The sequence below is a fragment of the Paenibacillus thermotolerans genome (assembly GCF_028745515.1).
Classification (GTDB): Bacteria; Bacillota; Bacilli; order Paenibacillales; family YIM-B00363; genus Paenibacillus_AE; species Paenibacillus_AE thermotolerans.
The window spans coordinates 65,179-87,629 of sequence record NZ_JAQZSG010000021.1; the positions used below are offsets into that span (position 1 = coordinate 65,179).

Sequence of the window (22,451 nt, forward strand, 5' to 3'; positions counted from 1 at the left end):
GGGGTGGCATACTGCCGCCTCTTTTGGCTTCTTTAAAGGAGATAAACGAAACTTATGGTAATATGAAAAAAATCGCGGTAAAAGGTGGGGTGGCGATGACGTCGATGAACGGTGAAGCAATTCGCAAGAAGAATAAACTGATTATCGCTGTTTGGTCGGTGTTTGCACTCCTCTTGATCATTGCTCTGATTTTACTTACGGAGGCAAAGGAATACCCTTTCTCTGTACCTAAAGCAATCTTTACCGTTGAAACCGGAAAAGCCCGTTTAGTCCCCCTGACATCTAATGCCAGTAAAATGGTGGGGAGACGAGGTCCGACCGAGCGACAACTCACCGCATTTCTCAAGGAACGAGGATGGGAATATATCGAAACGAATGGCGGCCTCATCATTTATAAAAAAGATGATATTACGTTGAAAGTCCATTCATATTTCCGAAAAGGTTACTGGTGGTACGACCTTGATAAAGCTCGATGAGGCGGAAAGTAACTTTTTTAGTGACAGAGCAGTCCGAAATTGCCCAAGGGCCAAAATTCCACCGGCTGTTCCAATAAATAAAGCACTTCTTCGAATCGGGTGACGGGCACGATCAGCAGGTCCGGAGCGATGACTTTCGCTTGCTGATAACTATCGACAGGCACGAATAAAATATCAGGCGATGCCTGCGCTGCAGACCTCACATATTCCTCCATTTGACCCGCCGCCGTAATTTCTCCCGTTGCCGATACGCTCCCGATTCCCATTACTTGTTGACCTTGAGTGGCGTCGATTCCGCTATATATCGTCCATTTCGCCAGCAGCTTCATCAGACCGTGCGGGTCCGAAGCATCTTGTTTCGCGCTTTGATAAAATTGCCTCGGAACATCGTAAGGGAGCTCCAGCAAATCTGCGAACCGTGCGTCTAAACCTTGTGCTTCGGCAAGCTTCGAAACCGGTTGAACCGATCGATCTGCGCGCTTCGCGTATGCGTACGTGCGGCCGGAGAATAAATCCAAGAGATAAGCCCGGCGCTCCAGCACGTTCGGAGCCAGTATGTTGCCTTTGACGCCGGATCCCTTATATTCGCTCGGGGATGCGGAAACGTATGTTTTTATTCCCGGCAGCGGCAAACTGAACAATGTCCCCATTAACAATACGATCAGAAGGGACAAGCTCGCGGCACGACCGGCAGGAGATCTTCCTGTTCGTCTTCCGAATAGGAAGGAGATGAGACCGATTCCGCACAAATAGCTGAAAAGAAATATCCATGCAGACGGAGTTCCGTGTGTGAACTCGCTGCGCAGCGGGGCGGAAGACAACAAATAAACGATATAGCCTGAATAGAGCACGAGTGCGATGTAGTAGCCGCATTTCTTGCGTGTCATCGATGTCTTCAAACCTCCTTGTGCAAAAATATTTCCGAACATATTGACGGGAACGGCGAATGGAAATAAAATAAACCGAGAAATCACACTTATTTAATAGGAATTATAAGACTTGATGAAGCGCTAGACAACAAGAAAATTACTGGGGGAGAGAAAAACATGCAAACAACAACATCTTTTCGGTGGAGAAAAACTTTAGCGGCCGTCGCAGCCGTCATAATGGCATTTACGGTAGCGGCATGCGGCAACGCCAACAACAACGCTGAAAACAACACGCAAAACGGCCAAGCCTCTCAAGAGACGCCAACCAAAGAGCCGACCAAGCTTCGCTTAGGCTATTTGAACGTTATGGACGATGCGCAGACGATTCTCGCATATCGTGCCGACCTGTACAAGAAGCACGGGATCGACGCCGAAATGCAAATGTTCACCAGCGGCACGGATCTCATCAAAGCGATCGTCGGCGGGCAAATCGATGCCGGTGTGCTCGGTTTCACGAATGCACTTTCTTGGCTTGATAAAGGCGCGGACCTGAAAATTGTCGGTGCCGCGCAAACCGGCTATCATAGCATGCTGGTCGGCAAAGACAGCGAAGTAACGAGCCTTGATCAGTTGAAAGGCAAGAGCGTCGCATCCCAAAAGGAAGGCAGCACGGCGGATGTCGTTCTGAACGGAGTTGTTTGGAGCAAAGCCGGCTTTACGAAACAAGACGTAACGATGCAGTATGTTTCCCCGGCGGTAGCCATTCAATCGCTGGCAGCGGGCAAGGTGGACGCCGCATTCGTATTTGAGCCTTACAGCTCCATTGCCAAATTGTCTTATGACGCCAACGAAATTTACGAAATCGGCAAAGATTGGCCGTTTCCTTGCATGGTTGTGATTGCATCCGGCGATCTTGTAAACAATAAGAAGGAAGCTATGTACCAAATGCTTGACGCGCAAAAAGAAGCGATCGAAATGCTCGAAAACGATCCGGCTAAGGCGGCAAAGCTCATTACGGACGACTTTATTACCGAGGATACGATAACGAAGGCCGACGGTTCCACGGTACCTGCGGAAGAAGTCATCAAAGCTTCGATCGAATCGCAGGAATTCAACTGGGAATTGACCGAGCAAGACATCGCGCGCATGGACGAAGTCGGGCAAATGATGGTGGATCAAGGCATCTTGGAGAAAAAGCCCGACGTCAACGCCGCATTGGATCTTTCCTGGCAACAACAAAATCAGTAATAAAGGTGCTGCCTAATGAGCCGACATTTCATAAAAGTATGGAGGCGGCTGTGGCCCTTTCTGGCCGCTGCCGCCACGCTTCTGGTGCTGCTGCAATTCGGGAACTTGAGAAATCCGATCATTTTCCCATCCGTACCGGTCGTATTTGAACGCTTGTTCCGCGATATGGCGGACATTGATTTCTGGAAATCCGTAGGTTCCAGTTTCTACAGGCTGTCTATCGGATATCCGATCGCTTGCTTCCTGGGAGGACTGCTAGGTTTGCTTGCAGGCCTCTTCAGGGGCTTTTCCCTTTATATGCGCCGTTTGATCGCGATTATGCAGTCCATTCCTCCGATTGTATGGCTGCCGTTCCTAGTTATTATTTACGGGTTCGGCGATGTGCCGATCATTACGATTGTTATTATCGCAAGCTTTTTCCCGATGGCTTTATCGGTAATGAACGGAACGGAAGGGGTAAGCCGGACGCATCTCGAAGTGGCGAAGGTGCTCGGAGCGAATAAAGGACAATTGCTCAGGAAAGTTTATTTGCCGGAAACGCTGCCGTCCTTCATTACCGGAGCGCAGGTCGCCTTCGGCAACGCTTGGCGTTCCCTTGTCGCGGGCGAGATGGTGGGCAGCGCCGTTTCGGGGCTGGGCCGGTCCGTCAGCTTCGCCGGGGAGGTTGCCGATATGAAAGGCGTGATCATGTATATTATTGTGATCGGCACGATCGCAACGATATTGGATCACTTCGTACTGGAGCAGCTAAAGCGGAGATTGCTCCGTTGGAGATATATCACCGGAGGGGATGACAAATAATGCAAACGCTGGAGCTTCGAAACGTGAACAAAAGCTTCGGATCCCTTCAGGTTCTGAAACATATTGATATCAAGGTAGAAAAGGGCGAATTCGCGGCGATCGTCGGCCCGTCCGGCTGCGGGAAAAGCACGGCGCTGCGCATGTTTGCGGGCCTTGAAACGGCGTCCGACGGCCAGGTGCTCGTGGACGGCAAGCCGATCGCGGGGCCGGCGCCCGAGCGCATGATGATATTTCAGGAGCATGCGCTGTACCCGTGGTCGACCGTCGAGGACAATGTCGGCTTAGGCATGGAGCTGGCAGGGGTCGGCAGGAAAGAGCGAAGCGAGCGGGTCAACGCAGTGCTGGAGAAAGTAAACTTGGCCGGCTTTAACCGGTACTACCCATCCCAGCTTTCCGGAGGCATGAGGCAGCGCGTAGCGATCGCTAGAGCGCTGGTGATGGACCCGGATGTGCTGCTGCTCGATGAGCCTTACGGAGCGCTGGACGCCATGACCCGGTTAACGATGCAGAATGAGCTGCTGCGTCTGTGGGAAGGCTCCGGCAAGACGATGCTGCTCATTACGCACGACATTGACGAGGCGCTGTATTTGGCCGATAAAATTTACGTTATGAGCGCAAGGCCGGGGCAAGTGATCCGTACGATCGACCTGACTTTGCCTCGTCCGCGTAACCGGAACGGGGCGGAATTCGTGGCGCTACGCCACGAAATTATGTCGCTGCTCGGCCTTGAAGAGTGACTCGCGTTACGAAAGGAAGGACATTCAACGATGAAAATGGTAGCTTCCATTGTGGATTTGATCGGGAATACGCCGATCGTTAAGCTGAACCGCGTCGCGGATGCATCGGGCGCCTCCGTTTATATGAAGCTGGAATATTTCAATCCGGGGAAAAGCGTGAAAGACCGCGCCGCCTACAATATGATCGATCGGGCCGAGAAGGAAGGTAAAATCGTCCCCGGCCGTTCGACGATCATCGAGCCGACCTCCGGCAATACGGGAATCGGACTCGCTATGGTTTGCGCGGCCAAAGGATACCCGTGCATTATTACGATGCCGGAGAACGCCACCAAGGAACGGGTCAACGTGCTGAAGGCGTACGGCGCGACGGTTCACCTTACACCGGCGACGCAAGGGATGCGCGGCGCCATCGGGAAGGCGAAAGAGCTGGCGGAGAGCGTACCGGACAGCTTTATTCCGATGCAGTTCGACAACCCGGCCAACTCCGACGCGCACCGTCAAACGACGGCGGTTGAAATATACGAAGCCTTCGAAGGAAAGCTGGATGCTCTGGTGCTGACTGCGGGCACCGGCGGAACGGTGACGGGCGTCGGGGAAGAGCTCAAGAAAAAAATTCCCGGCCTCAAAATATACGTGGTTGAACCGGCGGGCTCGCCCGTGCTGGCCGGAGGAAAGCCGGGGCCGCATAAAATTCCCGGCACAGGCCCCGGGTTCGTACCTTCGATACTCAACCGCGAATCGTTTGACGAGATTCTTCATATTCAAGATGACGACGCGCAGACGATGGCGAGAAGGTTAGGCAGAGAAGAAGGCATTTTGGTCGGAGCCTCGTCGGCCGCATCGGCGTTTTTCGCGGTCGAAATCGCCAAGAAGCTGCCGCCGTCCGCGCGTGTGCTTTGCATTGCGCCGGATAACGGGGAGCGGTATTTGTCCTCGGATTTGTTCCGGGAGAGAGAGTAACCTATAAAGATCAAAAGATGAGCTTATCTTAACGGGTAGGCTCATTTTTTGAGCTTTTTTGTGTGAACGGGCGCTGTGTGAGTCCGCTTGGATTCACATTTTGAGCTTATGCTCCTGCTTTAACGCGGATTTTTCGCCGTTCCCGCCACGTTAGGCTCAATTTTTGCGTCTATCGTTTCAAGCAGAGGTAGCGTCATTGTTTTGCTACTAGAGAGGATTTTTCAATAATATATTGAATATCGTATTAACCACATGACGAAGGAGCTGCGAAATGAACGAACGAATTCGTCTTTATTTGGAGCGGATCGGCTATGACGGATCTTTGGACGGCGGCGCGGAAACGCTGGCTCGCCTGCAAGAGTGTCACCTGCATACCGTACCGTACGAAAACCTTGATATTTTGCGCCGCATTCCGTTGTCGCTGGAAATCGACAATTTATTTGAGAAAATCGTCGTCCGCCGGCGGGGAGGCTATTGCTTCGAGCTGAATGCGCTGTTCGGCTGGCTGCTGCGCGAGCTCGGATACTCCGTTACGGATTTGTTCGCGCGCTTTTGGCGCGACGAGCCGAACCCGCCGCCGAAGCGCCGCCACCACGTCCTCAAGGTAGAAGCCGAAGGCGCATTCTACTTATGCGACGTCGGCGTCGGAGGCATCGTGCCGCGCAGGCCGATTGCGCTCATTGAGGGCCTTGCGCAGCGGCAAGGCGACGAAAACTATCGCATGGAGAAAGACGGCTATTTCGGCTGGATGCTGTGCGAGGAAAAGAACGGCGAGTGGTGCAAACTGTACTCCTTTACAGAGGAGCCGCAGCTGCCGAGAGATTATTTGATGGCGTCCTATTGGTGCGAGAACGCTCCGGATTCGATCTTTACGCAGGATGCGATGATCGCGGTGCGGACGCGCGAAGGACGCAATACGGTCGCGGGAAAACAATTTCGCATATTTACAGGCGATGGCGTGAACGTATTCGAACCGAATTCGGAGGAACAATACCGGACGGCGCTGAAAACTTATTTCGGCATCGTGCTTTAGCCGCAGACCGCCCACGGCGTTCAAGAATTAATTATATTTGCAATGAACGCGATATAGGTAAGGAAAATAGAAGATGCTATAGTGTTGGTGAAAGCGATTTCGAAAGCAGGGGATCTCGTGAAGCCAATACAAGCTATTCTTTTAGGAGCGGGTGCAAGAGGCGGATTTGCCTACGCGCCTTACGCCGCCAAGTATCCGCATGAGCTGCAGTTCGTTGCCGTCGCGGAACCGAATGAGGAAAGAAGAGTCTTATTTCAACAACGATTCAACGTTCCGAAGGACCGCTGCTTTTCCACGTGGGAGGAGCTTCCGAAGGAAGGAAAAATCGCCGACGCCGCGTTTATATGCACGCAGGATCAGATGCATTACGAGCCTACGATCCTGGCGCTGCAGCTTGGTTACGACGTGCTGCTTGAAAAGCCGATGTCTCCCGATCCGGAACAATGTTTGGAGATGGAAAGAGCCGCGAACGAAACGGGCAAACTGCTGACCATTTGCCACGTGCTTCGTTATACGCCGTTCTGGTCAACGCTGAAGTCCGTAATCGACGACGGGGAGATCGGGGAAATCGCCTCCATCCAGCTCAACGAAAATGTCGGATTTTTCCACATGGCGCATAGCTTCGTTAGAGGCAACTGGCGGAATTCGGATTTGTCGAGCCCGATGATCTTGGCGAAATCGTGCCACGACATGGATATTATTTCCTGGCTGATGGATCGCGAATGCGTTCGGGTTTCTTCGTTCGGTTCGCTCATGCATTTCCGGGAGGAGAATGCGCCGGAGGGCTCGACTAAGCGGTGTCTTGACGGATGCGAGGCGGAAGCCGGCTGCGCTTACTCCGCGCCACGGTTTTATTTGGGAGAAGGAAAAGAATGGGCGAAATTTTTTACGGAAAACTTGTCCAGGGAATCGATCCTGGAAGCGCTGCGAACCGGACCGTACGGACGCTGCGTATACCGCTGCGATAACAACGTAGTGGACCATCAAGTTGTAAATATGGAATTCGAAGGCGGAGCGACCGCGACGTTCAGTATGTGCGGCTTTACGCACGATTGCTCGAGAAGCATTCAGATTATGGGCACGAAAGGCGAAATCAGAGGCTATATGGAATCGGGCCGGTTTACCGTCTATGACTTCTTGACCGCAAGCCAGACGGAGCACAAGGTCCAAAACTCCGTATCGGGACACGGCGGCGGCGATGAGGGCATCGTTCGGGACTTCCTTCGCGCGGTCAGAAAGCAAGGGCGCGGCGAAACGAAAACGAGCGCCCGCGCATCCGTACAGAGCCATTTGATGGCGTTCGCGGCGGAGCGTTCCCGGTTAGCCGGCGGCAGACCTGTGAATGTAAGCGAATTCAGGCTGGATTTCGTCAAGCCGTAGCATATAACGATAGTTATTTTTCGTATCAAGCGGTCCGCCTTATCGCGGACCTTTGTTGCGTCCGGGGGCCGATCGAAGGATGGGGAAGGAAAGCATTAAGTTTCGGTTTATCGTTACCGTCAGGGACAAGCTGATTTTGTACGCGCTGATCATGCTGCTGCCCGTGATCATGTTCTCGGCGTTGTTCTGGTTTCAATCGCAGCGCATCCTGGAGGAGAAGGCGGGGCATCTCATCGACGAGTCGTTAGAGCTGTCCACCTCGTGGCTGGACGAGGTGCTCAGCGGTGCCGTCCGGCTTTCCGCCGTCGTGGAGTCGGATTATGTACTGCGAACGTTTATTTTGGATCATATCGACCGCCCCTTCAGCGAGGAATCGACGGAGGATCTAAGGCTTGTGCAGGAAAAGCTGGAAAACGTGCTGACCTCGGACTCTCGGGCCACTTCGATTTGGATCTACTTTCCGGAGACGAACGAGGTTATTTCGACCCGCTTCGGCATTTATTCCGCGTCGGACCGACAAGCGCTTGACTGGCTCCAGACGCAAAAGAAGGGACTTCACATCCGTTCATGGATTTATCCCGACGACTCGGTTTTGAAGCATGCGGGCAGCCTTTACGATTTTACGCAAACGAAGGAATCCGGCAATCATATTTCGTTCATCCGCTCCATTCCGGGGATGGGAAGCGAGCGATATCCGGTGATCGTCGGCGTCGGATATTTGGAATACATCCTTCAAGACTTGCTGAGCGAAGCCGCCAACAAGACGAAGACGTCGCTCGTTCTGTTAAACCACAACGGGTACCGCGTGCTTAGCGCGGGAGAGAACGCGGAATCTTTTCTTGCCGAAAATTCGCTTCCCGACGCGGAAGAAAGAGCGATGCGCTACACGATAAAGGACGGCTGGCTGATCAACGCTTCCCGGTCGAAGCTGACGGGCTGGGAAATCGTATCGCTGGCGCCGCTGGATCGGTATATGGCCGATTTTCGAAGGTTGAACTGGCTGACGATCGCATTAACCGTCACCGGACTGATTGCGGCCGTACTCACCTCCAGCGCTTTGACCCGCAGCATACACAAGCCGCTTCGGTCGCTGTTGATCGGGATGAAGAAGCTTGAATCGGGACAGCTGAGCGCGCGCATGGAGCATAAGGGACGCGATGAATTCGGGCTTGTCGCGGAAGGCTTTAACCGGATGGCGGAAACGCAGCAGCAGCTGATCAAATCCGTTTATGAGGAGCGCATCGCCAAGAAGGAAGCGGAGCTGACCTTCCTGACCTCGCAAATCAATCCTCATTTTCTATACAATACGTTAGGCGCGTTATATTCTTTAGCCCGCAAATCGGATGCGACATTGGCGGAAGCGCTCCTCTCCGTATCCAGGTTTTTCCGGCTCAGCTTAAACCAAGGAAAGGACATGACTACCGTCAAAGAGAGCATGGAGCTTACGGAGCTCTATATCCGGCTCATGAATATACGCAATGACGGAAAGTATCGGCTGGAAGCTTATGTAGACCCGGGGGCGGACCATTATTCCATTCCCGCGCTGCTCGTTCAGCCTCTCGTGGAAAATGCCGTCAAGCACGGCTTGGAGCTGCTTGCCGAGCAAGGCACGATTCGGGTCACGGTAACGGAACTGAAGGAGCATCTGCTCCTTATGGTCATGGATAACGGCAAAGGAATGGGCGAGGAGACGCTGCAATCGCTGAGGTCGCATATTACGGGCGGAGCTCTGTCCGCAGCTGCCGAATCGGACGAGGCCCCGGCTATCAAAGAAGTTGCAGCCGATCCGCTCCAAGGCTCGGGCTATGCGTTGCGGAATATTTATACACGTCTCGAATTGAAATACGGCAGCAGGTTTTCCTTTAATATCGAAAGCGAGCTTTCCAAAGGAACAACCGTACTGATCAAATTACCGAAGCGGGGGATAACGGAATGAGAGTGGTCATAGCGGACGACGAGCAATACATTCGTTCGATGTTTGCGGAATTTCATTGGAGCCGGTACGGCATATCTATTGAAGGTATCGCCTGCGACGGGCAAGAGGCTTACGAGATGGCGCTGCTGGTGAAACCGAACCTGGTGCTGACCGACATTCGAATGCCACGGATGAGCGGGCTTGAATTGATGAAGTCGCTGAAGGAAAAGATGCCGGAGCTAAAGTTTATATTGCTTACCGGTTACAGCGACTTTGAATACGCGAGAGAGGCGCTCCGGCTCGGCGCGTCCGATTATTTGGTGAAGCCTTGCTCCGAGAAGGAAATCATCCATGCCGTGCTGGCGGTAATGGGAGAGGAGCAAGCGGCGGCCGCGGGCCGTCAACAGGCAAGTTCCGAGGATAATGCGGCCGGTGATCCGAAGCGGCGCCATGCCGTTAAATTGGCTTGCGAGAAAATTCGGGAGGATCTCAGCGCAGCCGTCTCATTAACCGAAATCGCAGAGGTGGTCCAGATGAATCCGTCTTCCTTCAGCCGCTTGTTCCGGCAGGAGATGGGTGTCTCGTTCTCGGAGTACGTCACGACCGTCCGCATGAACGCCGCAAAGAAGCTGCTCCTTGACAGCAACGAGAAAATTAACGAAATCGCAAGAAAGGTCGGGTACGTCAGCCCGAGCCATTTCGTGCAACTATTCGGCGAGTATACGGGGATGACCCCGGGCAGGTTTCGGGAAATCAACGGTTGAAATGGCTAAGAGCCATGTCAATAATCCGATATGTTTGCAACAGGCTCGTTATAGAACGCTCTCGGACGCGGGTGATATAGTTTACATGTAAGCGATACCAGAGGTGAGAGCCGTGACAGCAGCAAGATGGAAGACCGTTTGGAAATACCGATGGCAGTACGCCATGATTTTCCCTGGATTGATTCTAGTTTTTTTGTTCAGTTACTTGCCGATGGCCGGCGTGCAGATCGCGTTCCGCGACTACAATATTTTCGCCGGATTATGGGATAGTCCGTGGGTCGGGTTCGAGCACTTTTCTTTTTTGACCGATCCCGAGTTTTGGCATGTTTTCGAAAACACGATATGGATCACCGTGCTGAAGTTCGCATTCGGCTTTCCGGCACCGATTGTGCTGGCAATTATGCTGAATGAGGTACGCAACCCCTTGTTCAAAAGATTCGTTCAATCTCTCACCTATATGCCGCATTTCGTTTCCTGGATTATTGTGGCGTACATTCTCGAGATATTCCTCTCTCACTCCAACGGCTTGGTGAACGATCTGATCGCGTTAGCCGGGTTCGAGAAAATCTACTTCATGGGCGAGGTTTCCTGGTTCCGGCCAATCGTCGTCATAAGTTCGATCTGGAAAGAAATCGGATGGAGCTCCATCATTTACTTAGCCGCTATTGCAGGCATCGACCCGCAGCTGTACGACGCCGCCAAGGTGGACGGAGCGGGGAAATGGAGAATGATGCGGAACGTCACGCTTCCCGGCATGATGCCTACCATTTCGATTATGTTGATTTTATCGATTCCGAATTTGCTGAACGTCGGCTTCGATCAAATATTTCCGCTGCAAAATCCGGTGAACCTGCCGATATCGGAAGTCGTCGATACGTACGTCGTCAAAACCGGCATCAACCTTGGCTACTTCGGTCCCGCAGCGGCGATCGGCTTATCGATGTCCGTCGTGCAGTTCATGCTCGTATACGGCTCCAACCGGTTGTCTAAAAAATTCGGCGGATCGCGGCTATTTTAAGAGAGGAGGGAGCGTGCCCGAATGCGAGCTTCCCTAAGCGAAAGAACGTTTCTATGGTGCAACGGCATGTTGCTTGCGCTGCTTGCCGTATCGGCTTTGTACCCTTTCCTTTATATGACCGCGTTGGCGCTTAACGAAGGATTGGATGCGCTGAAGGGCGGAATTTATTTGCTGCCTCGAAGCTTCACATGGTTAAATATTTCAACGGTCGTTACGAATCCGCTCGTTCAGAACGCGTTCGTGATTTCCATCCTGCGTACGGCGATCGGTACGGCATTGGGCGTATTCGTTACCGGAATTTGCGCCTTCGGCCTGTCGTTTCGTTCGATTCCCGGCAGAAAGTGGCTGACGATCTATTTTCTCATTCCGATGCTGTTTTCCGGCGGTTTAATTCCCTACTTTATCACGATAAGAGATTTAGGGCTCGTGAACAATTTCTGGGTGTACATTATTCCGCATTTGTTAAATGTGTGGAATTTACTGGTCATGCGCTCTTTTTTCGAGAACATTCCGGAAGCGATTATTGAAGCCGCCGAGATCGACGGCGCCAATACGCTGCGCATCTTTTGGTCGGTCGTCATTCCGACCTCGATGCCGATGCTGGCCGCCATTACGTTATTCACGGCGGTATTCCACTGGAACTATTGGTTCGACGGCGCCTTTTTCGTCAACAGCCTGGAGCTGAAGCCGCTGCAGACGTTTCTGCAGACGATGCTTATTAACGCGGAAGCCGCGCAAAACCTGCGGCAAGGCGTCAACGCGGAAGCGATCAGCGACGCGGCCAGCAAAGCGGTTACGCCGATGTCGCTTCGGATGGCGGTCGTCGTGCTCGGCACGATACCGATTCTGCTTGTTTATCCGTTCCTTCAGCGCTTCTTCGTGCAAGGCGTGCTGATCGGCGGAGTGAAGGAATAATTGCCAACGTTTCGGTATGCGCCTCGCCGTACAAGGAACGGGCCCGTCCTTCGGCAGGTTCACCATACATGCAACAAGCTACTCGACCAAAAAACAATGCAGAGGGGTTTGAAGCGTTTGAGAAAACTGAGAATATTCCAATTGTTTATAGTAGCAGCCCTTGTCTTCTTAGCGGCTTGCTCGTCGGGCGGCGGATCGTCCGCCGGCCAAGCGAAGGAACCCGAGTCTTCGGAATCTGCGGAAACCGCGGCAGGCAGCGGCGGCGATAGCGATAACAAGCCGGCTGAAGAAAAGAAGGAGATCGAAGAAATTACGGTGCATGTCGGCATCAACTGGATTCCGCCGGTGCAAAATGACGGCATGTTCGACAAATTGCGCGCCGAAGCTTCCGGCGTGTATACCAAATGGACCTATGAAACAAGCGATAACGAGGATACCGGGCGCCGTTTGAAACTTACGAGCGGCGATCTTCCCGACGTATGGGCATTCTACGGTCCGAACGGTCCGGCGCAAGCGGATTTCTTGAACGCCGGCGTCGTGCAGCCGATCGAGGATTATTTGAATATGCCCGACAAATATCCGAACTTAGCCAAAATTCCGCAAGCCGTAAAAGACTACTCGAAAGCGGAAGACGGCCATACGTATTTCCTGCCGCTGTTCATCAATATCGAAGGCGGTACAAAGACGGACATTAAGGACGGCTTTTGGTATTGGGGACAACAAGGCATCTTCGTCCGTTCCGATATCTTGGAGCAGACGGGCATGACGAAAGACGACTTGGCGACGATCGAAGGCTTCGAGGCGTTTCTTGCAGCGGCGGCAAAGATCAAAGACGGCCAAGGCAATCCGATCATCCCGCTCACCATGGGCGACAACTTTAAGGGATGGCGCTCGATTGCGGCATCGTTCGGCGTGGAAACCGTGAACGAAGCGAGCGGCATGTTCCCGGACGGCCAAGGCGGCTTTATCGCGACGCGCGATCATGAAAACTATAAAGCGACCTGGCAGTGGCTCAACAAGATGTATAACAGCGGCTTGCTTGACAAAGAGGCGCCGACGCACAAGAAGGAGCTTTATTTGCAAAAGCTGACTACCGGCCGCGCGGCCGCATACATCGGCTCCATGTCCGATATTGCCGAAGCCGGATGGGCTCCAGCGGCGGACGAGAACGACGTAACGACCAAGTTCGAGGCGATCCCGTTCCCGAAGGTGCAAGGAGTCGGCAGCATCGGCGCCATCGAAGCGAATAACCCGCTTCCGTGGACCGGCGCTTACATTATGAAGGACGCTAATCTGGAAGCATCGCTTAAATATTTGGATTGGACGCTCGGCAACAACATTATGACGGTCAACTTCGGAACTCCCGGACCGGCTCCCGAGCATGTATGGGATTATGTCGACGACCAGAAGGTCGTTTGGAACTATCACGAAGAGTTTATCGACGACTTGACGAGCGGCGACGCGAACAAGCTTCAGAAATACGGTCAGCAGCCGTGGTATCTTGCGAACACGAACACGCCTGACGTTGACACGAACGAAACGAACGTGAAGAAGCTGAAATACAAGCTTCAGAAGAAGAACGGCATGCTGCTCGCAGCGCAAGGGATGAAGCGCGACGGCCATAACTATGACTCGGTGCCGGTGCTGCAAGGCGGAATCGTAGAGAAGTATAAGCCTGCCATCGATGCGATTGAAATGGAATATCGCGCGAAAATGTTGATCGCCAAACCGGCGGACTTCGAGAACGTATGGAACGCATACCGGAACGAGCTCGAGAAGAAGGGCAAGTGGAACGAATATAAAGCGGAATGGCTGAAGCAATACGAGGAATTTAACAAGCGAGTGCAGTATTAATATAGTAACTGCATGTAACGCGGCTGCCGAGGACAATCTCGGCAGCCTGTTTCCTTAAGGAGGAGTGTGCCGGAATGAATCTGATTGATTATCAGGGTATTTTGCAAGACGAGCTCGTGCAGCTGAAGGAGGAGGGGAGAGACACCGAGGCGCTGGAGAAGATGATTGCGGAGGCGGGTGCCTTGACCGATCCGGAAGCGGCCAAACGTGTTGCGGTAAAGCACTACGAGAATATGCTAAGCGGAAATGCTCCGATGCGGAAGGCGGATTTCCGCTATATCGAGCCCAACGATCTCGAATCGATTCAAGCGGAGAGCGCGGGGCGGGAGCAATCGGCGGCGGCGCGCGGTCCGACCGGCGAGACGTTAAACGATAAAATATACGGAGCGTGGCTTGCCCGATCCGCCGGCTGCCTGCTGGGCAAGCCGGTGGAGGGCTGGCCGAGGGAGTACATCCGGAGCTTGCTGCAGCAGAACGGCGGTTACCCGTTAACTCATTACTTCACGGGCCGTTATAAGCCTGTCGGGGTGGAGAACTGGATGGCGGAGGAATACGAACAGAATGCGATCGAGCTGTGCAAGGCGATGCCGCGCGATGACGATATGGACTATACGATTTTGGCGTTAAAGACGCTGGAAACGTTCGGCGGCGAATTTACGACCGAGAACGTCGGCACGATGTGGCTGCACAATTTGCCTCCGCTAATGACCTATACCGCGGAGCGGGCCGCCTACCTCAACTTGTGCGCAGGCATCGGGGTGCCTCAGGCTGCGGTATATATGAATCCATACCGCGAGTGGATCGGCGCGCAAATCCGAACGGATTTGTACGGATACGTCAATCCGGGCAATCCGGCCGCCGCTGCGGCAATGGCGTATCGCGACGCGGCGTTGTCCCATACCGGCAACGGGGTGTACGGAGCCATGTTTATCGCCGCGATGAACGCGGCCGCCTTCACCGAGAGCGATATCGGATCGATTATACGGGCGGGCATGTCCGTCATTCCGAAGCGCTCCAGATTATACGAAGCGATTGAATGGGTGCTTATGGTTCATGCGGAAGAGCCGGATTGGGAAAAAGCGGGCGACCGGCTGCACGAGAAGTTCGGCTGCTACCACCGCGTTCATACGATAAACAACGCCGCCATTGTAGCGCACGCCCTGCTTTACGGCGAAGGCGATTTGGAGCGCACCATTACGATCGCGGTCATGCTGGGGCTCGACACCGACTGCAACGGAGCGAGCGCGGGCTCGGTCATCGGGGCGATTGCCGGCGCCGCAAGCTTGCCTGAGAAGTGGATCAAGCCGCTGCACGATCAAATCGAAAGCTACATCGCGGGAGAGGGCGTTCCGCACATATCGAAGCTTGCGTCCAGAACGGCGAAACGGGTAAAGGCATAAGAGTGAAAGCGCTCACTTCTGTTCCGGAGATTGTGATATGATGGTTTCATCAATCATTTTATGGGGGTGGAGGAAGCATGGCATTTAAGGTTGCATTCATCGGAGCGGGAAGCATCGGGTTTACAAGAGGTTTGCTTCGAGACTTAATGACAGTCCCCGAATTTCATAACATCGAAGTTGCGTTTACCGACATTAACGAGCACAATTTACGGATGGTGACCGAGCTTTGCAGCCGGGATTTGCGGGAGAACGGCGTGCCGATTCATATTCAGGCCACGACGGACCGGCGGGAAGCGCTGCGGGACGCGAAGTACATATTTTGCACGATTCGGGTCGGAGGCTTGGAGGCGTTTGCAACGGATATCGACATCCCGCTCAAGTACGGGATCGACCAGTGCGTCGGCGATACGCTGTGCGCCGGCGGCATTATGTACGGGCAGCGCGGCATCCCCGTTATGCTGGACATCTGCAACGATATTCGCGAGGTTGCGGCGAAGGACGCGCTGCTGTTAAATTACGCGAATCCGATGGCCATGCTGACGTGGGCGTGCAACAAGTACGGCGGGGTGCGGACGATCGGCTTGTGCCACGGCGTGCAGCACGGGCACTGGCAAATCGCCGAAGCGTTCGGATTGAAGAAGAGCGAAGTGGACATTGTTTGCGCCGGCATCAATCATCAGACCTGGTACGTGCAAATCCGCCATCAAGGGGAGGATTTGACGGGCAAGCTGCTGGAGGCGTTCGAGCGCCATCCGGATTTCAGCCGCACCGAGAAGGTGCGAATCGATATGCTGCGCAGATTCGGCTACTACAGCACGGAGTCGAACGGCCATTTGAGCGAGTACGTGCCTTGGTACCGCAAACGGCCCGATGAAATCAAAGAATGGATCGACCTCGGCAGCTGGATCAACGGCGAGACGGGAGGGTATTTGCGCGTTTGCACCGAAGGCCGCAACTGGTTTGAAACCGACTTCCCGAACTGGCTGAAGGCTCCGGCTTATGAATATACGAGCGACAAGCGCAGCGAGGAGCACGGCTCGTATATATTGGAAGGGCTTGAAACCGGGCGGGTATACAGAGGGCACTTTAACATGGTCAACAAAGGCACCATTACGAATCTTCCGCCGGACGCCGTTATCGAAGCTCCGGGATATGTCGACCGCAACGGAATATCGATGCCGCAGGTCGGCGATTTGCCGCTTGGTCCGGCTGCGGTATGCAACGTCAGCATTTCGGTGCAGCGCCTTGCCGTCGAAGCGGCGGTGCACGGCGACGACATGCTGCTCCGTCAGGCGTTCATGATGGACCCGCTCGTCGGCGCCGTCTGCAACCCGAAAGAAATTTGGCAGCTCGTCGACGAAATGCTGGCCGCCCAAGAGCAATGGCTGCCGCAATATCAAGCGTCCGTTGCGAAAGCGAAGGAGCGGCTGGCCGGCGGTCCGCCGCTGCCGACCCGATCCTACGAGGGCGCCGCTCGCCTGAAAGTAAAATCGGTTGAGGAAATGCGGCAAAACCGGGAGGAAGCGACGAAAAATGCGTCGGAAGCCGACAAAGGCAAAGACCGGGCCGAGACACACTAGCGAATACACTTGAAAGGGGATTTACCGCCAATGGCACTAATACACTGCAATTTCTTTTCCGAATCGCTCGGACTGTCCACCTCGATGTATGTCATTTTACCGCAAGCGACACGGGCGCAAATCGGGATGGAGGGCAAATCGTTCGCCGATAAGCACCCGACGCTGTACCTGCTGCACGGGCTGTCCGACGACCATACGATCTGGCTGCGGCGCACGTCGATCGAACGGTACGCCGCATCCAAAGGCTTGGCTGTCGTCATGCCGGCGATCGACCGCAGCTGGTACACCGACATGAAGTACGGGAACAAATATTGGTCGTTCGTCAGCGAAGAGCTGCCGGCGATTGCCAGAACGTTCTTCCCGCTCTCGGACCGGAGGGAGGACAACTTTGTGGCGGGGCTGTCCATGGGCGGCTACGGCGCATTCAAACTAGGCTTAAGCTTGCCGGACCGGTTCGCCGCAGCCGCCAGCTTATCGGGGGCGCTCGATATGGCGGGACGCATCTTCGATACGCGCGAATATGAATTTGTTTTCGGCAGTCCGGAAGAGATGAAGGGCGGCCCGAACGACCTGTTCCATCTCGCGGAGCAAGCGGCTGCAAAGAGCAGCGATATCAAGCTGTTCCAATGCTGCGGCACCGAGGACTTCTTGTACGACGATAATTTGAAATTTTTGGACCACGCCCGCAAGCTGGGCTTGGAATTGACCTACGAGGAAGAGCCCGGCGAGCACGAATGGGGCTATTGGGATATGAAAATTCAACGCGTGCTTGAGTGGCTCCCGCTCCAAACCGGAAAATAATATGCAGATCGGTTCCTTTGCCGTCCCAATTTCATTGCTTTTATTCGCTGCAACCGCTCTGGCTGCGCATGCGGTTAACCGTCTGCGGCTGCGGCATCATCCCGGCCGCGGGGAGGTGCTGGACCGTGTTTTCACGGCGTCGGTCGCCGGCGTGCTGCTGTGGAAATTCAGCTATGTATTGTTTTATCCGCAGGAAACAATCGCGAATCCGCTATCGCTGCTTTACTTTGACGGAGGCAAAGCCGGCATATGGCTCGGCACGGCATTGTTCCTGGCAATCATCGGCTGGAATGCATGGAAGCGTACGACGCTGCGAAGAGAATATTTCGGCAGCGGAGCCGTCGTTATCGTTGCGGGAATGTTGTTTTGGGGCTTGTTCACGGCATACGAATCCCATAGCCTGCGTGCTGGTGAGGGCGCTCCGGAGCTTGTACTGGAGGCGGCCGGCGGCGGCGGGAGCGTCAAGCTTTCGGACTATCGCGGGAAGACGGTGCTACTGAACTTCTGGGCGTCGTGGTGTCCTCCTTGCCGGGCCGAAATGCCGCATCTGCAGCAATTGCACGATGCGCTTGAAGCGGCTGGGGATGACTCCGATGCCGTCGTGATTACGGTTAACCTGACCTCAACGGAGAAAAGCGCGGAGAACGTCAATGCGTTTCTAGGAAATAACGGTTATTCGTTTCCCGTCTTGCTGGACCCTGCGCACGAGGCCGCGGCATTGTATAACGTCAGAGTATATCCTACGACCTTCGTCATCGACGGCGAAGGCGTCATCCGCAAAACCATACCGGGAGCGATGACGCTGGAGACGATGGAGGACGCAATCCGCAGCGTAAAGCAGCCGAAACCAAATTGATATTGACGACATTTTGGAATATGATGAAAAGCAATACGCGAGCCGCAATCGGCAGGTGTATTGCTTTTTTCCTTAGACGGCGGTTTTGAACTTCGGCGATTCGGCCAATGATGATAACAAAACGGCGCAATGGGAGGATCACAATGTCTACATATCAAATGGCGCTGCACACGGATAAATACGAAATAAATATGATGTACGCTCACTGGATTCATGGAACGCTCAACAATAATGCCATCTTCGAAGTGTATTTCCGCAAGCCGCCCTTCGGCAACGGATACGCGGTTTTCGCAGGGCTGCAGCGAGTCGTTGAATACATACAAAACATCAAATTCGGAGACGAAGAAATCCAATATTTGCGGGAGCAGGAGGAGCAATATCAAGAAGCGTTTCTTGAGGAGCTACGGAGCTTCCGGTTTACGGGAAAGCTGCATTCCGTTCCGGAAGGAACGATCGTGTTTCCGAACGAGCCGCTGCTGCGCGTGGAAGGAAGAGTGTTTGAAGCGCAGCTGCTGGAGACGGCCATCCTTAATTTCGTGAACTACCAGACGCTTATCGCGACCAAAGCGGCCCGGGTTAAGCAAGCGGCAGGGGACGATATACTTATGGAGTTCGGCTCGCGCCGGGCGCAGGAAGCCGATGCGGCGGTTTGGGGAGCCAGAGCGGCTTACATCGCCGGATTCCATGCGACCTCCAACCTTCGCGCAGGGATGTTGTTCGGCATTCCGACGGCAGGGACGCATGCGCACTCCTGGGTGCAGGGGCATGACAGCGAGGAGGAGGCGTTCCTTGCTTACGCCGAGGCGATGCCGGATCAAGTCACGTTGCTCGTAGATACGTACGACACGTTAAAATACGGGGTGCCGAACGCCATTCGCGTTGCGAAGGTGCTGGAAAGTAAAGGAAAGCGGATGAAATCGATCCGGCTCGACAGCGGCGATTTGGCGTATTTGTCCAAGCAAGCGCGTGCCATGCTGGATCAGGCGGGCCTTCCTTACGTGAAGATCGTCGCCTCTAACGATTTGGATGAAAATATTATTTTTAACCTGAAGGCGCAGGGAGCGCAGATCGACAGCTGGGGAGTCGGCACGCAGCTCATTACCGGCGGCAGCCAAGCCGCGTTGGGCGGAGTGTATAAACTCGTGGCTTGGGAATCGGACGGGATGCTCAAGCCGGTTATCAAAATTTCGGGAAATCCGGAGAAAGTGTCGACTCCCGGAAAGAAAGACGTTTATCGAATCGTTAACCGGGAAACGGGGAAGGCGGAGGCGGATTACATCGCGTTTCCCGAGGAGGACGATATTCGCAGCGGAAAGCGGATCAAGCTGTTCGATCCCGTACATCCGTATATTCAGAAATATATCGAGCATTACGACGCGCCTCCGCTGCTTGAGCCGATCTTCGATCAAGGGCAACTGGTATACGAGCTGCCGCCCTTGGAAGAGACGAGAGAATACCATCGCAAGCAAATCGGCTTGTTCTGGCCGGAGTATCTCCGCAAGCTGAATCCGGAGGTGTATCCGGTAGATTTGAGCGAGAAGGTGTGGAAGCTGAAGATGGACATGATCCGCCAGTATCACGACCATGGAAAATAATCGAAGCTTCATTAAAAACGATACCCCGACCGCCCCGAAGCGACTGTTAACCGAAAGGGAGATCCGATATGAGCTTCCGTTCGATGCCGGCTTGGAAAGCCTGCTTTATATCGGTGAAGTGTGCCGCGCCGATTGGAGCGTATCGGGGCATTACCATGAGCATTTCGAGCTTTGCTGCGTTTGCGAAGGCAGCGGATGGTTCGCGATCGACGACGTGTTCTATGAAGCGCACGAAGGCGATTTGTTCATTACGAAGCCGGGCGAGCGCCACTGGGGCGGCGCCTTGGCCGGACAGCCGTTTCGGCTGTATTATGTCGGCTTCCGCTTGACGCATATGCGAAGCTTGGAGCTGGAGCTGTACCGGCTCGGCATGCAGCGAGTGGGCAGGGATACCGGCCGGGTTACGATTCGTTATTTCAACGACATCCTGGATGAAATCCAAAACAGCCGCAAACATCGCCAAGACATGGTGCAAGGCTTGCTGCTGCAATTGCTTGTCGCCGTCGTTCGCATTTACGCCGAAAACCGGGCGGGTCCGGTGGAGGATGTGGAGCGGCATGACGGACTCAATCCGATGATGACCCGAGTGCTCGATTACGTCCATTCCCGCTTGAGATACGACCTTAGGGCGGAGGAGATCGCTCAAGCGGCGCATGTGAGCCGTTCGCATCTGGCCAGGGAATTCAAGCAGCGGTTGGGGCAGTCGGTCGGCGAGTACATTCGCTCCCTATGCATCGACAAAGCGAAAATCAGCCTCCGCGAAACGTCGGATTCGATTCAATCGATTTCGGAGAAACTGAACTTTTCCTCCATCCATTCCTTCAGCATTTATTTTAAACGGCATACCGGCTATGCTCCGCAGGAATACCGCAAGCATACGGCAGGAGTACGGCCTCGGACAAAAGAGCGTCCAAATGATACAATCGTTTAAAAACGCGATGTCTTTGTTAAAAGACTTCGCGTTTTGCTTTGTTTACGATGATTGCAGAAAGAGATTTTGGGTAATGTCGAGGAGGCTGCATTCATGGATCAAGTATTGCCAAGCGAGAAGGACGTGGCTTTTTTTAAAGAGCAAGGGTATTGGGTGTCGCCCAAAATCATTAGCGACGAAAGGCTTGCTGAAATTATCGAGCATTCGGAAAAGGTGTATGACGGCATTTACGAAAGAGGAAGAGCTCCTTGGTCCGGTTGGACCAGAGGGGACAATCCGCGGGCGCTCAGAAAAACGGACAACTCCCATTGGGCCGACAACGTGCTGATGGGCGTTGCGACCGACCCGGTCATCGGAGAAATCGCCGCGCGATTAATGGAAACGGACTGCATCCGGCTGTGGCATGACCAGTTGTTGTACAAACCGGGCAGAGGTCCCGGCAAGGAAACGGCCAATGTCGGATGGCATCAGGATTACTCGTACTGGCAATGCGCGGCGGAGCCGTCTTTAGTCACCGCTTGGGTCGCGTTTACGGACGTCGATTTGACCAACGGCTGCATGCAGGTCATCCCGAGAAGCCATCGGTGGGGACTGCGCCGCATCAGCGATTTTTTCGAGCAGGATTTGGAGAAGCAGCAGCGGGAGATGGACTTGCCGGACGGAGAAGCGTTCGTGACGCAGCCGCTCATCATGAAGGCCGGTCAGGTCAGCTTTCACCACGCGCTCACGGTTCACGGCAGCGGCGCCAATATGACCGATCAGCCGCGCCGGTCGATGGCCGTCCATCTGATGACGGGCGATACGAGGTATCGGAAGGGAAGCCGTTCGGAGGGGCATATGAACGTGCAGCTGTTGAACGGGAGCGACGGAGACATTTTTCAAGGGGAGCCTTTCCCGGTATTGTACAGCCGTATTAAATAAACAAATTGACACGTAAAATGGCATGCCTTTTGGCACGCCATTTTTTTGTTGATGTATCGGGGGTTATCGTTCACAGGCGACGAGAGTTGAAACAGTAACACCACAGGTTGCCGGGCAATGAATGCGGCATGTGAAATCGCAAGGAGATCTTGTTTAAGATTTTAAATATCGGCACTCGTCTCGAAAAACACGCTGAGAAGAAAACCGACCGTAATCAGAGATGCAAAGAAAGAGACGATTTTCATCCAAAGTAATCGTCTTCGCGTCGTCATGTCTTCGGTTATGTTTAGAAAACCATCGGATGTCAGCCAAAAATAAGACAGTATAATCATCAGTACGATGACCGCCCTCGCAATATCCGAAGTACTGAAATTGCTGAACATCGATCGAAGCTTAC

General features: G+C 53.9%; 20 protein-coding genes. 19 read left to right on the plus strand and 1 reads right to left on the minus strand.

Translation table 11 applies throughout. The annotated features are described in order from the left end of the window. The first annotated feature begins 95 nt into the window (after positions 1-95). Positions 96-476 (plus strand): hypothetical protein, encoded by a 381-nt coding sequence (locus PT964_RS17080; RefSeq protein WP_274364582.1) that lies wholly within the window; start codon positions 96-98, stop codon positions 474-476. A 17-nt stretch (positions 477-493) separates the two neighbouring features. Here PT964_RS17080 and PT964_RS17085 read toward each other — a convergent pair whose 3' ends face one another. Further along, complete coding sequence (locus PT964_RS17085; protein WP_274364583.1) at positions 494-1,363, minus strand: hypothetical protein; 870 nt, start codon at positions 1,361-1,363, stop codon at positions 494-496. 159 nt (positions 1,364-1,522) lie between these two features. Here PT964_RS17085 and PT964_RS17090 point away from each other — a divergent pair, with 159 nt between their 5' ends. The 18 genes from PT964_RS17090 to PT964_RS17175 all read left to right on the plus strand — a co-directional run bounded on the left by PT964_RS17090 (position 1,523) and on the right by PT964_RS17175 (position 22,054). Then, complete coding sequence (locus PT964_RS17090; RefSeq protein WP_274364584.1) at positions 1,523-2,593, plus strand: ABC transporter substrate-binding protein; 1,071 nt, start codon at positions 1,523-1,525, stop codon at positions 2,591-2,593. A 15-nt stretch (positions 2,594-2,608) separates the two neighbouring features. Next, positions 2,609-3,394, plus strand: coding sequence for an ABC transporter permease (locus PT964_RS17095; protein ID WP_274364585.1), 786 nt, complete (start codon positions 2,609-2,611; stop codon positions 3,392-3,394). Then, positions 3,394-4,131 (plus strand): ABC transporter ATP-binding protein, encoded by a 738-nt coding sequence (locus tag PT964_RS17100; protein ID WP_274364586.1) that lies wholly within the window; start codon positions 3,394-3,396, stop codon positions 4,129-4,131. Before PT964_RS17095 ends, PT964_RS17100 begins: the two co-directional genes overlap by 1 nt. Before the next feature lie 30 nt (positions 4,132-4,161). After that, positions 4,162-5,091, plus strand: a complete 930-nt coding sequence (gene cysK, locus PT964_RS17105) for a cysteine synthase A (RefSeq protein WP_274364587.1) — start codon at positions 4,162-4,164, stop codon at positions 5,089-5,091. A gap of 271 nt (positions 5,092-5,362) precedes the next feature. Continuing rightward, positions 5,363-6,124, plus strand: a complete 762-nt coding sequence (locus PT964_RS17110; protein WP_274364588.1) for an arylamine N-acetyltransferase family protein — start codon at positions 5,363-5,365, stop codon at positions 6,122-6,124. 117 nt (positions 6,125-6,241) lie between these two features. Further along, a complete protein-coding gene (locus tag PT964_RS17115; RefSeq protein ID WP_274364589.1) occupies positions 6,242-7,504 on the plus strand; it encodes a Gfo/Idh/MocA family protein in 1,263 nt (420 codons plus the stop codon). Between the two features lie 79 nt (positions 7,505-7,583). Next, positions 7,584-9,440, plus strand: coding sequence for a sensor histidine kinase (locus PT964_RS17120; protein ID WP_274364590.1), 1,857 nt, complete (start codon positions 7,584-7,586; stop codon positions 9,438-9,440). Continuing rightward, positions 9,437-10,183 (plus strand): response regulator transcription factor, encoded by a 747-nt coding sequence (locus PT964_RS17125; RefSeq protein ID WP_274364591.1) that lies wholly within the window; start codon positions 9,437-9,439, stop codon positions 10,181-10,183. The genes PT964_RS17120 and PT964_RS17125 overlap by 4 nt, the downstream gene beginning before the upstream one ends. Positions 10,184-10,295: 112 nt before the next feature. Next, a complete protein-coding gene (locus PT964_RS17130; RefSeq protein WP_274364592.1) occupies positions 10,296-11,201 on the plus strand; it encodes an ABC transporter permease in 906 nt (301 codons plus the stop codon). A gap of 21 nt (positions 11,202-11,222) precedes the next feature. Beyond that, positions 11,223-12,116, plus strand: coding sequence for a carbohydrate ABC transporter permease (locus PT964_RS17135; RefSeq protein WP_274364593.1), 894 nt, complete (start codon positions 11,223-11,225; stop codon positions 12,114-12,116). 117 nt (positions 12,117-12,233) lie between these two features. Next, positions 12,234-13,970, plus strand: a complete 1,737-nt coding sequence (locus PT964_RS17140; RefSeq protein WP_274364594.1) for a type 2 periplasmic-binding domain-containing protein — start codon at positions 12,234-12,236, stop codon at positions 13,968-13,970. A 74-nt stretch (positions 13,971-14,044) separates the two neighbouring features. Next, positions 14,045-15,370, plus strand: a complete 1,326-nt coding sequence (locus tag PT964_RS17145) for an ADP-ribosylglycohydrolase family protein (protein ID WP_274364595.1) — start codon at positions 14,045-14,047, stop codon at positions 15,368-15,370. A 77-nt stretch (positions 15,371-15,447) separates the two neighbouring features. Beyond that, positions 15,448-16,950: an alpha-glucosidase/alpha-galactosidase gene (melA, locus tag PT964_RS17150; protein WP_274364596.1), complete on the plus strand. Its 1,503-nt coding sequence runs from the start codon at positions 15,448-15,450 to the stop codon at positions 16,948-16,950. Positions 16,951-16,980: 30 nt separating this feature from the next. Beyond that, positions 16,981-17,751: an alpha/beta hydrolase gene (locus PT964_RS17155; protein ID WP_274364597.1), complete on the plus strand. Its 771-nt coding sequence runs from the start codon at positions 16,981-16,983 to the stop codon at positions 17,749-17,751. Position 17,752: 1 nt separating this feature from the next. Further along, a complete protein-coding gene (locus tag PT964_RS17160) occupies positions 17,753-18,607 on the plus strand; it encodes a TlpA disulfide reductase family protein (protein ID WP_274364598.1) in 855 nt (284 codons plus the stop codon). Positions 18,608-18,750: 143 nt separating this feature from the next. Then, positions 18,751-20,202, plus strand: a complete 1,452-nt coding sequence (locus tag PT964_RS17165) for a nicotinate phosphoribosyltransferase (RefSeq protein WP_274364599.1) — start codon at positions 18,751-18,753, stop codon at positions 20,200-20,202. Next, positions 20,192-21,133, plus strand: a complete 942-nt coding sequence (locus PT964_RS17170) for a helix-turn-helix domain-containing protein (RefSeq protein ID WP_274364600.1) — start codon at positions 20,192-20,194, stop codon at positions 21,131-21,133. Before PT964_RS17165 ends, PT964_RS17170 begins: the two co-directional genes overlap by 11 nt. Before the next feature lie 93 nt (positions 21,134-21,226). Then, on the plus strand, positions 21,227-22,054 hold the full coding sequence (locus PT964_RS17175) for a phytanoyl-CoA dioxygenase family protein (protein WP_274364601.1): 828 nt from the start codon (positions 21,227-21,229) through the stop codon (positions 22,052-22,054). Positions 22,055-22,451 lie beyond the last annotated feature (397 nt).

Coding starts and splice junctions, on each gene's coding strand:
- PT964_RS17080 (WP_274364582.1), top strand. CDS start 96: ATGACGTCGATGAACGGTGAAGCAATTCGCAAGAAGAATAAACTGATT.
- PT964_RS17085 (WP_274364583.1), bottom strand. CDS start 1,363: ATGACACGCAAGAAATGCGGCTACTACATCGCACTCGTGCTCTATTCA.
- PT964_RS17090 (WP_274364584.1), top strand. CDS start 1,523: ATGCAAACAACAACATCTTTTCGGTGGAGAAAAACTTTAGCGGCCGTC.
- PT964_RS17095 (WP_274364585.1), top strand. CDS start 2,609: ATGAGCCGACATTTCATAAAAGTATGGAGGCGGCTGTGGCCCTTTCTG.
- PT964_RS17100 (WP_274364586.1), top strand. CDS start 3,394: ATGCAAACGCTGGAGCTTCGAAACGTGAACAAAAGCTTCGGATCCCTT.
- cysK (WP_274364587.1), top strand. CDS start 4,162: ATGAAAATGGTAGCTTCCATTGTGGATTTGATCGGGAATACGCCGATC.
- PT964_RS17110 (WP_274364588.1), top strand. CDS start 5,363: ATGAACGAACGAATTCGTCTTTATTTGGAGCGGATCGGCTATGACGGA.
- PT964_RS17120 (WP_274364590.1), top strand. CDS start 7,584: ATGGGGAAGGAAAGCATTAAGTTTCGGTTTATCGTTACCGTCAGGGAC.
- PT964_RS17125 (WP_274364591.1), top strand. CDS start 9,437: ATGAGAGTGGTCATAGCGGACGACGAGCAATACATTCGTTCGATGTTT.
- PT964_RS17135 (WP_274364593.1), top strand. CDS start 11,223: ATGCGAGCTTCCCTAAGCGAAAGAACGTTTCTATGGTGCAACGGCATG.
- PT964_RS17145 (WP_274364595.1), top strand. CDS start 14,045: ATGAATCTGATTGATTATCAGGGTATTTTGCAAGACGAGCTCGTGCAG.
- melA (WP_274364596.1), top strand. CDS start 15,448: ATGGCATTTAAGGTTGCATTCATCGGAGCGGGAAGCATCGGGTTTACA.
- PT964_RS17155 (WP_274364597.1), top strand. CDS start 16,981: ATGGCACTAATACACTGCAATTTCTTTTCCGAATCGCTCGGACTGTCC.
- PT964_RS17160 (WP_274364598.1), top strand. CDS start 17,753: ATGCAGATCGGTTCCTTTGCCGTCCCAATTTCATTGCTTTTATTCGCT.
- PT964_RS17165 (WP_274364599.1), top strand. CDS start 18,751: ATGTCTACATATCAAATGGCGCTGCACACGGATAAATACGAAATAAAT.
- PT964_RS17170 (WP_274364600.1), top strand. CDS start 20,192: ATGGAAAATAATCGAAGCTTCATTAAAAACGATACCCCGACCGCCCCG.
- PT964_RS17175 (WP_274364601.1), top strand. CDS start 21,227: ATGGATCAAGTATTGCCAAGCGAGAAGGACGTGGCTTTTTTTAAAGAG.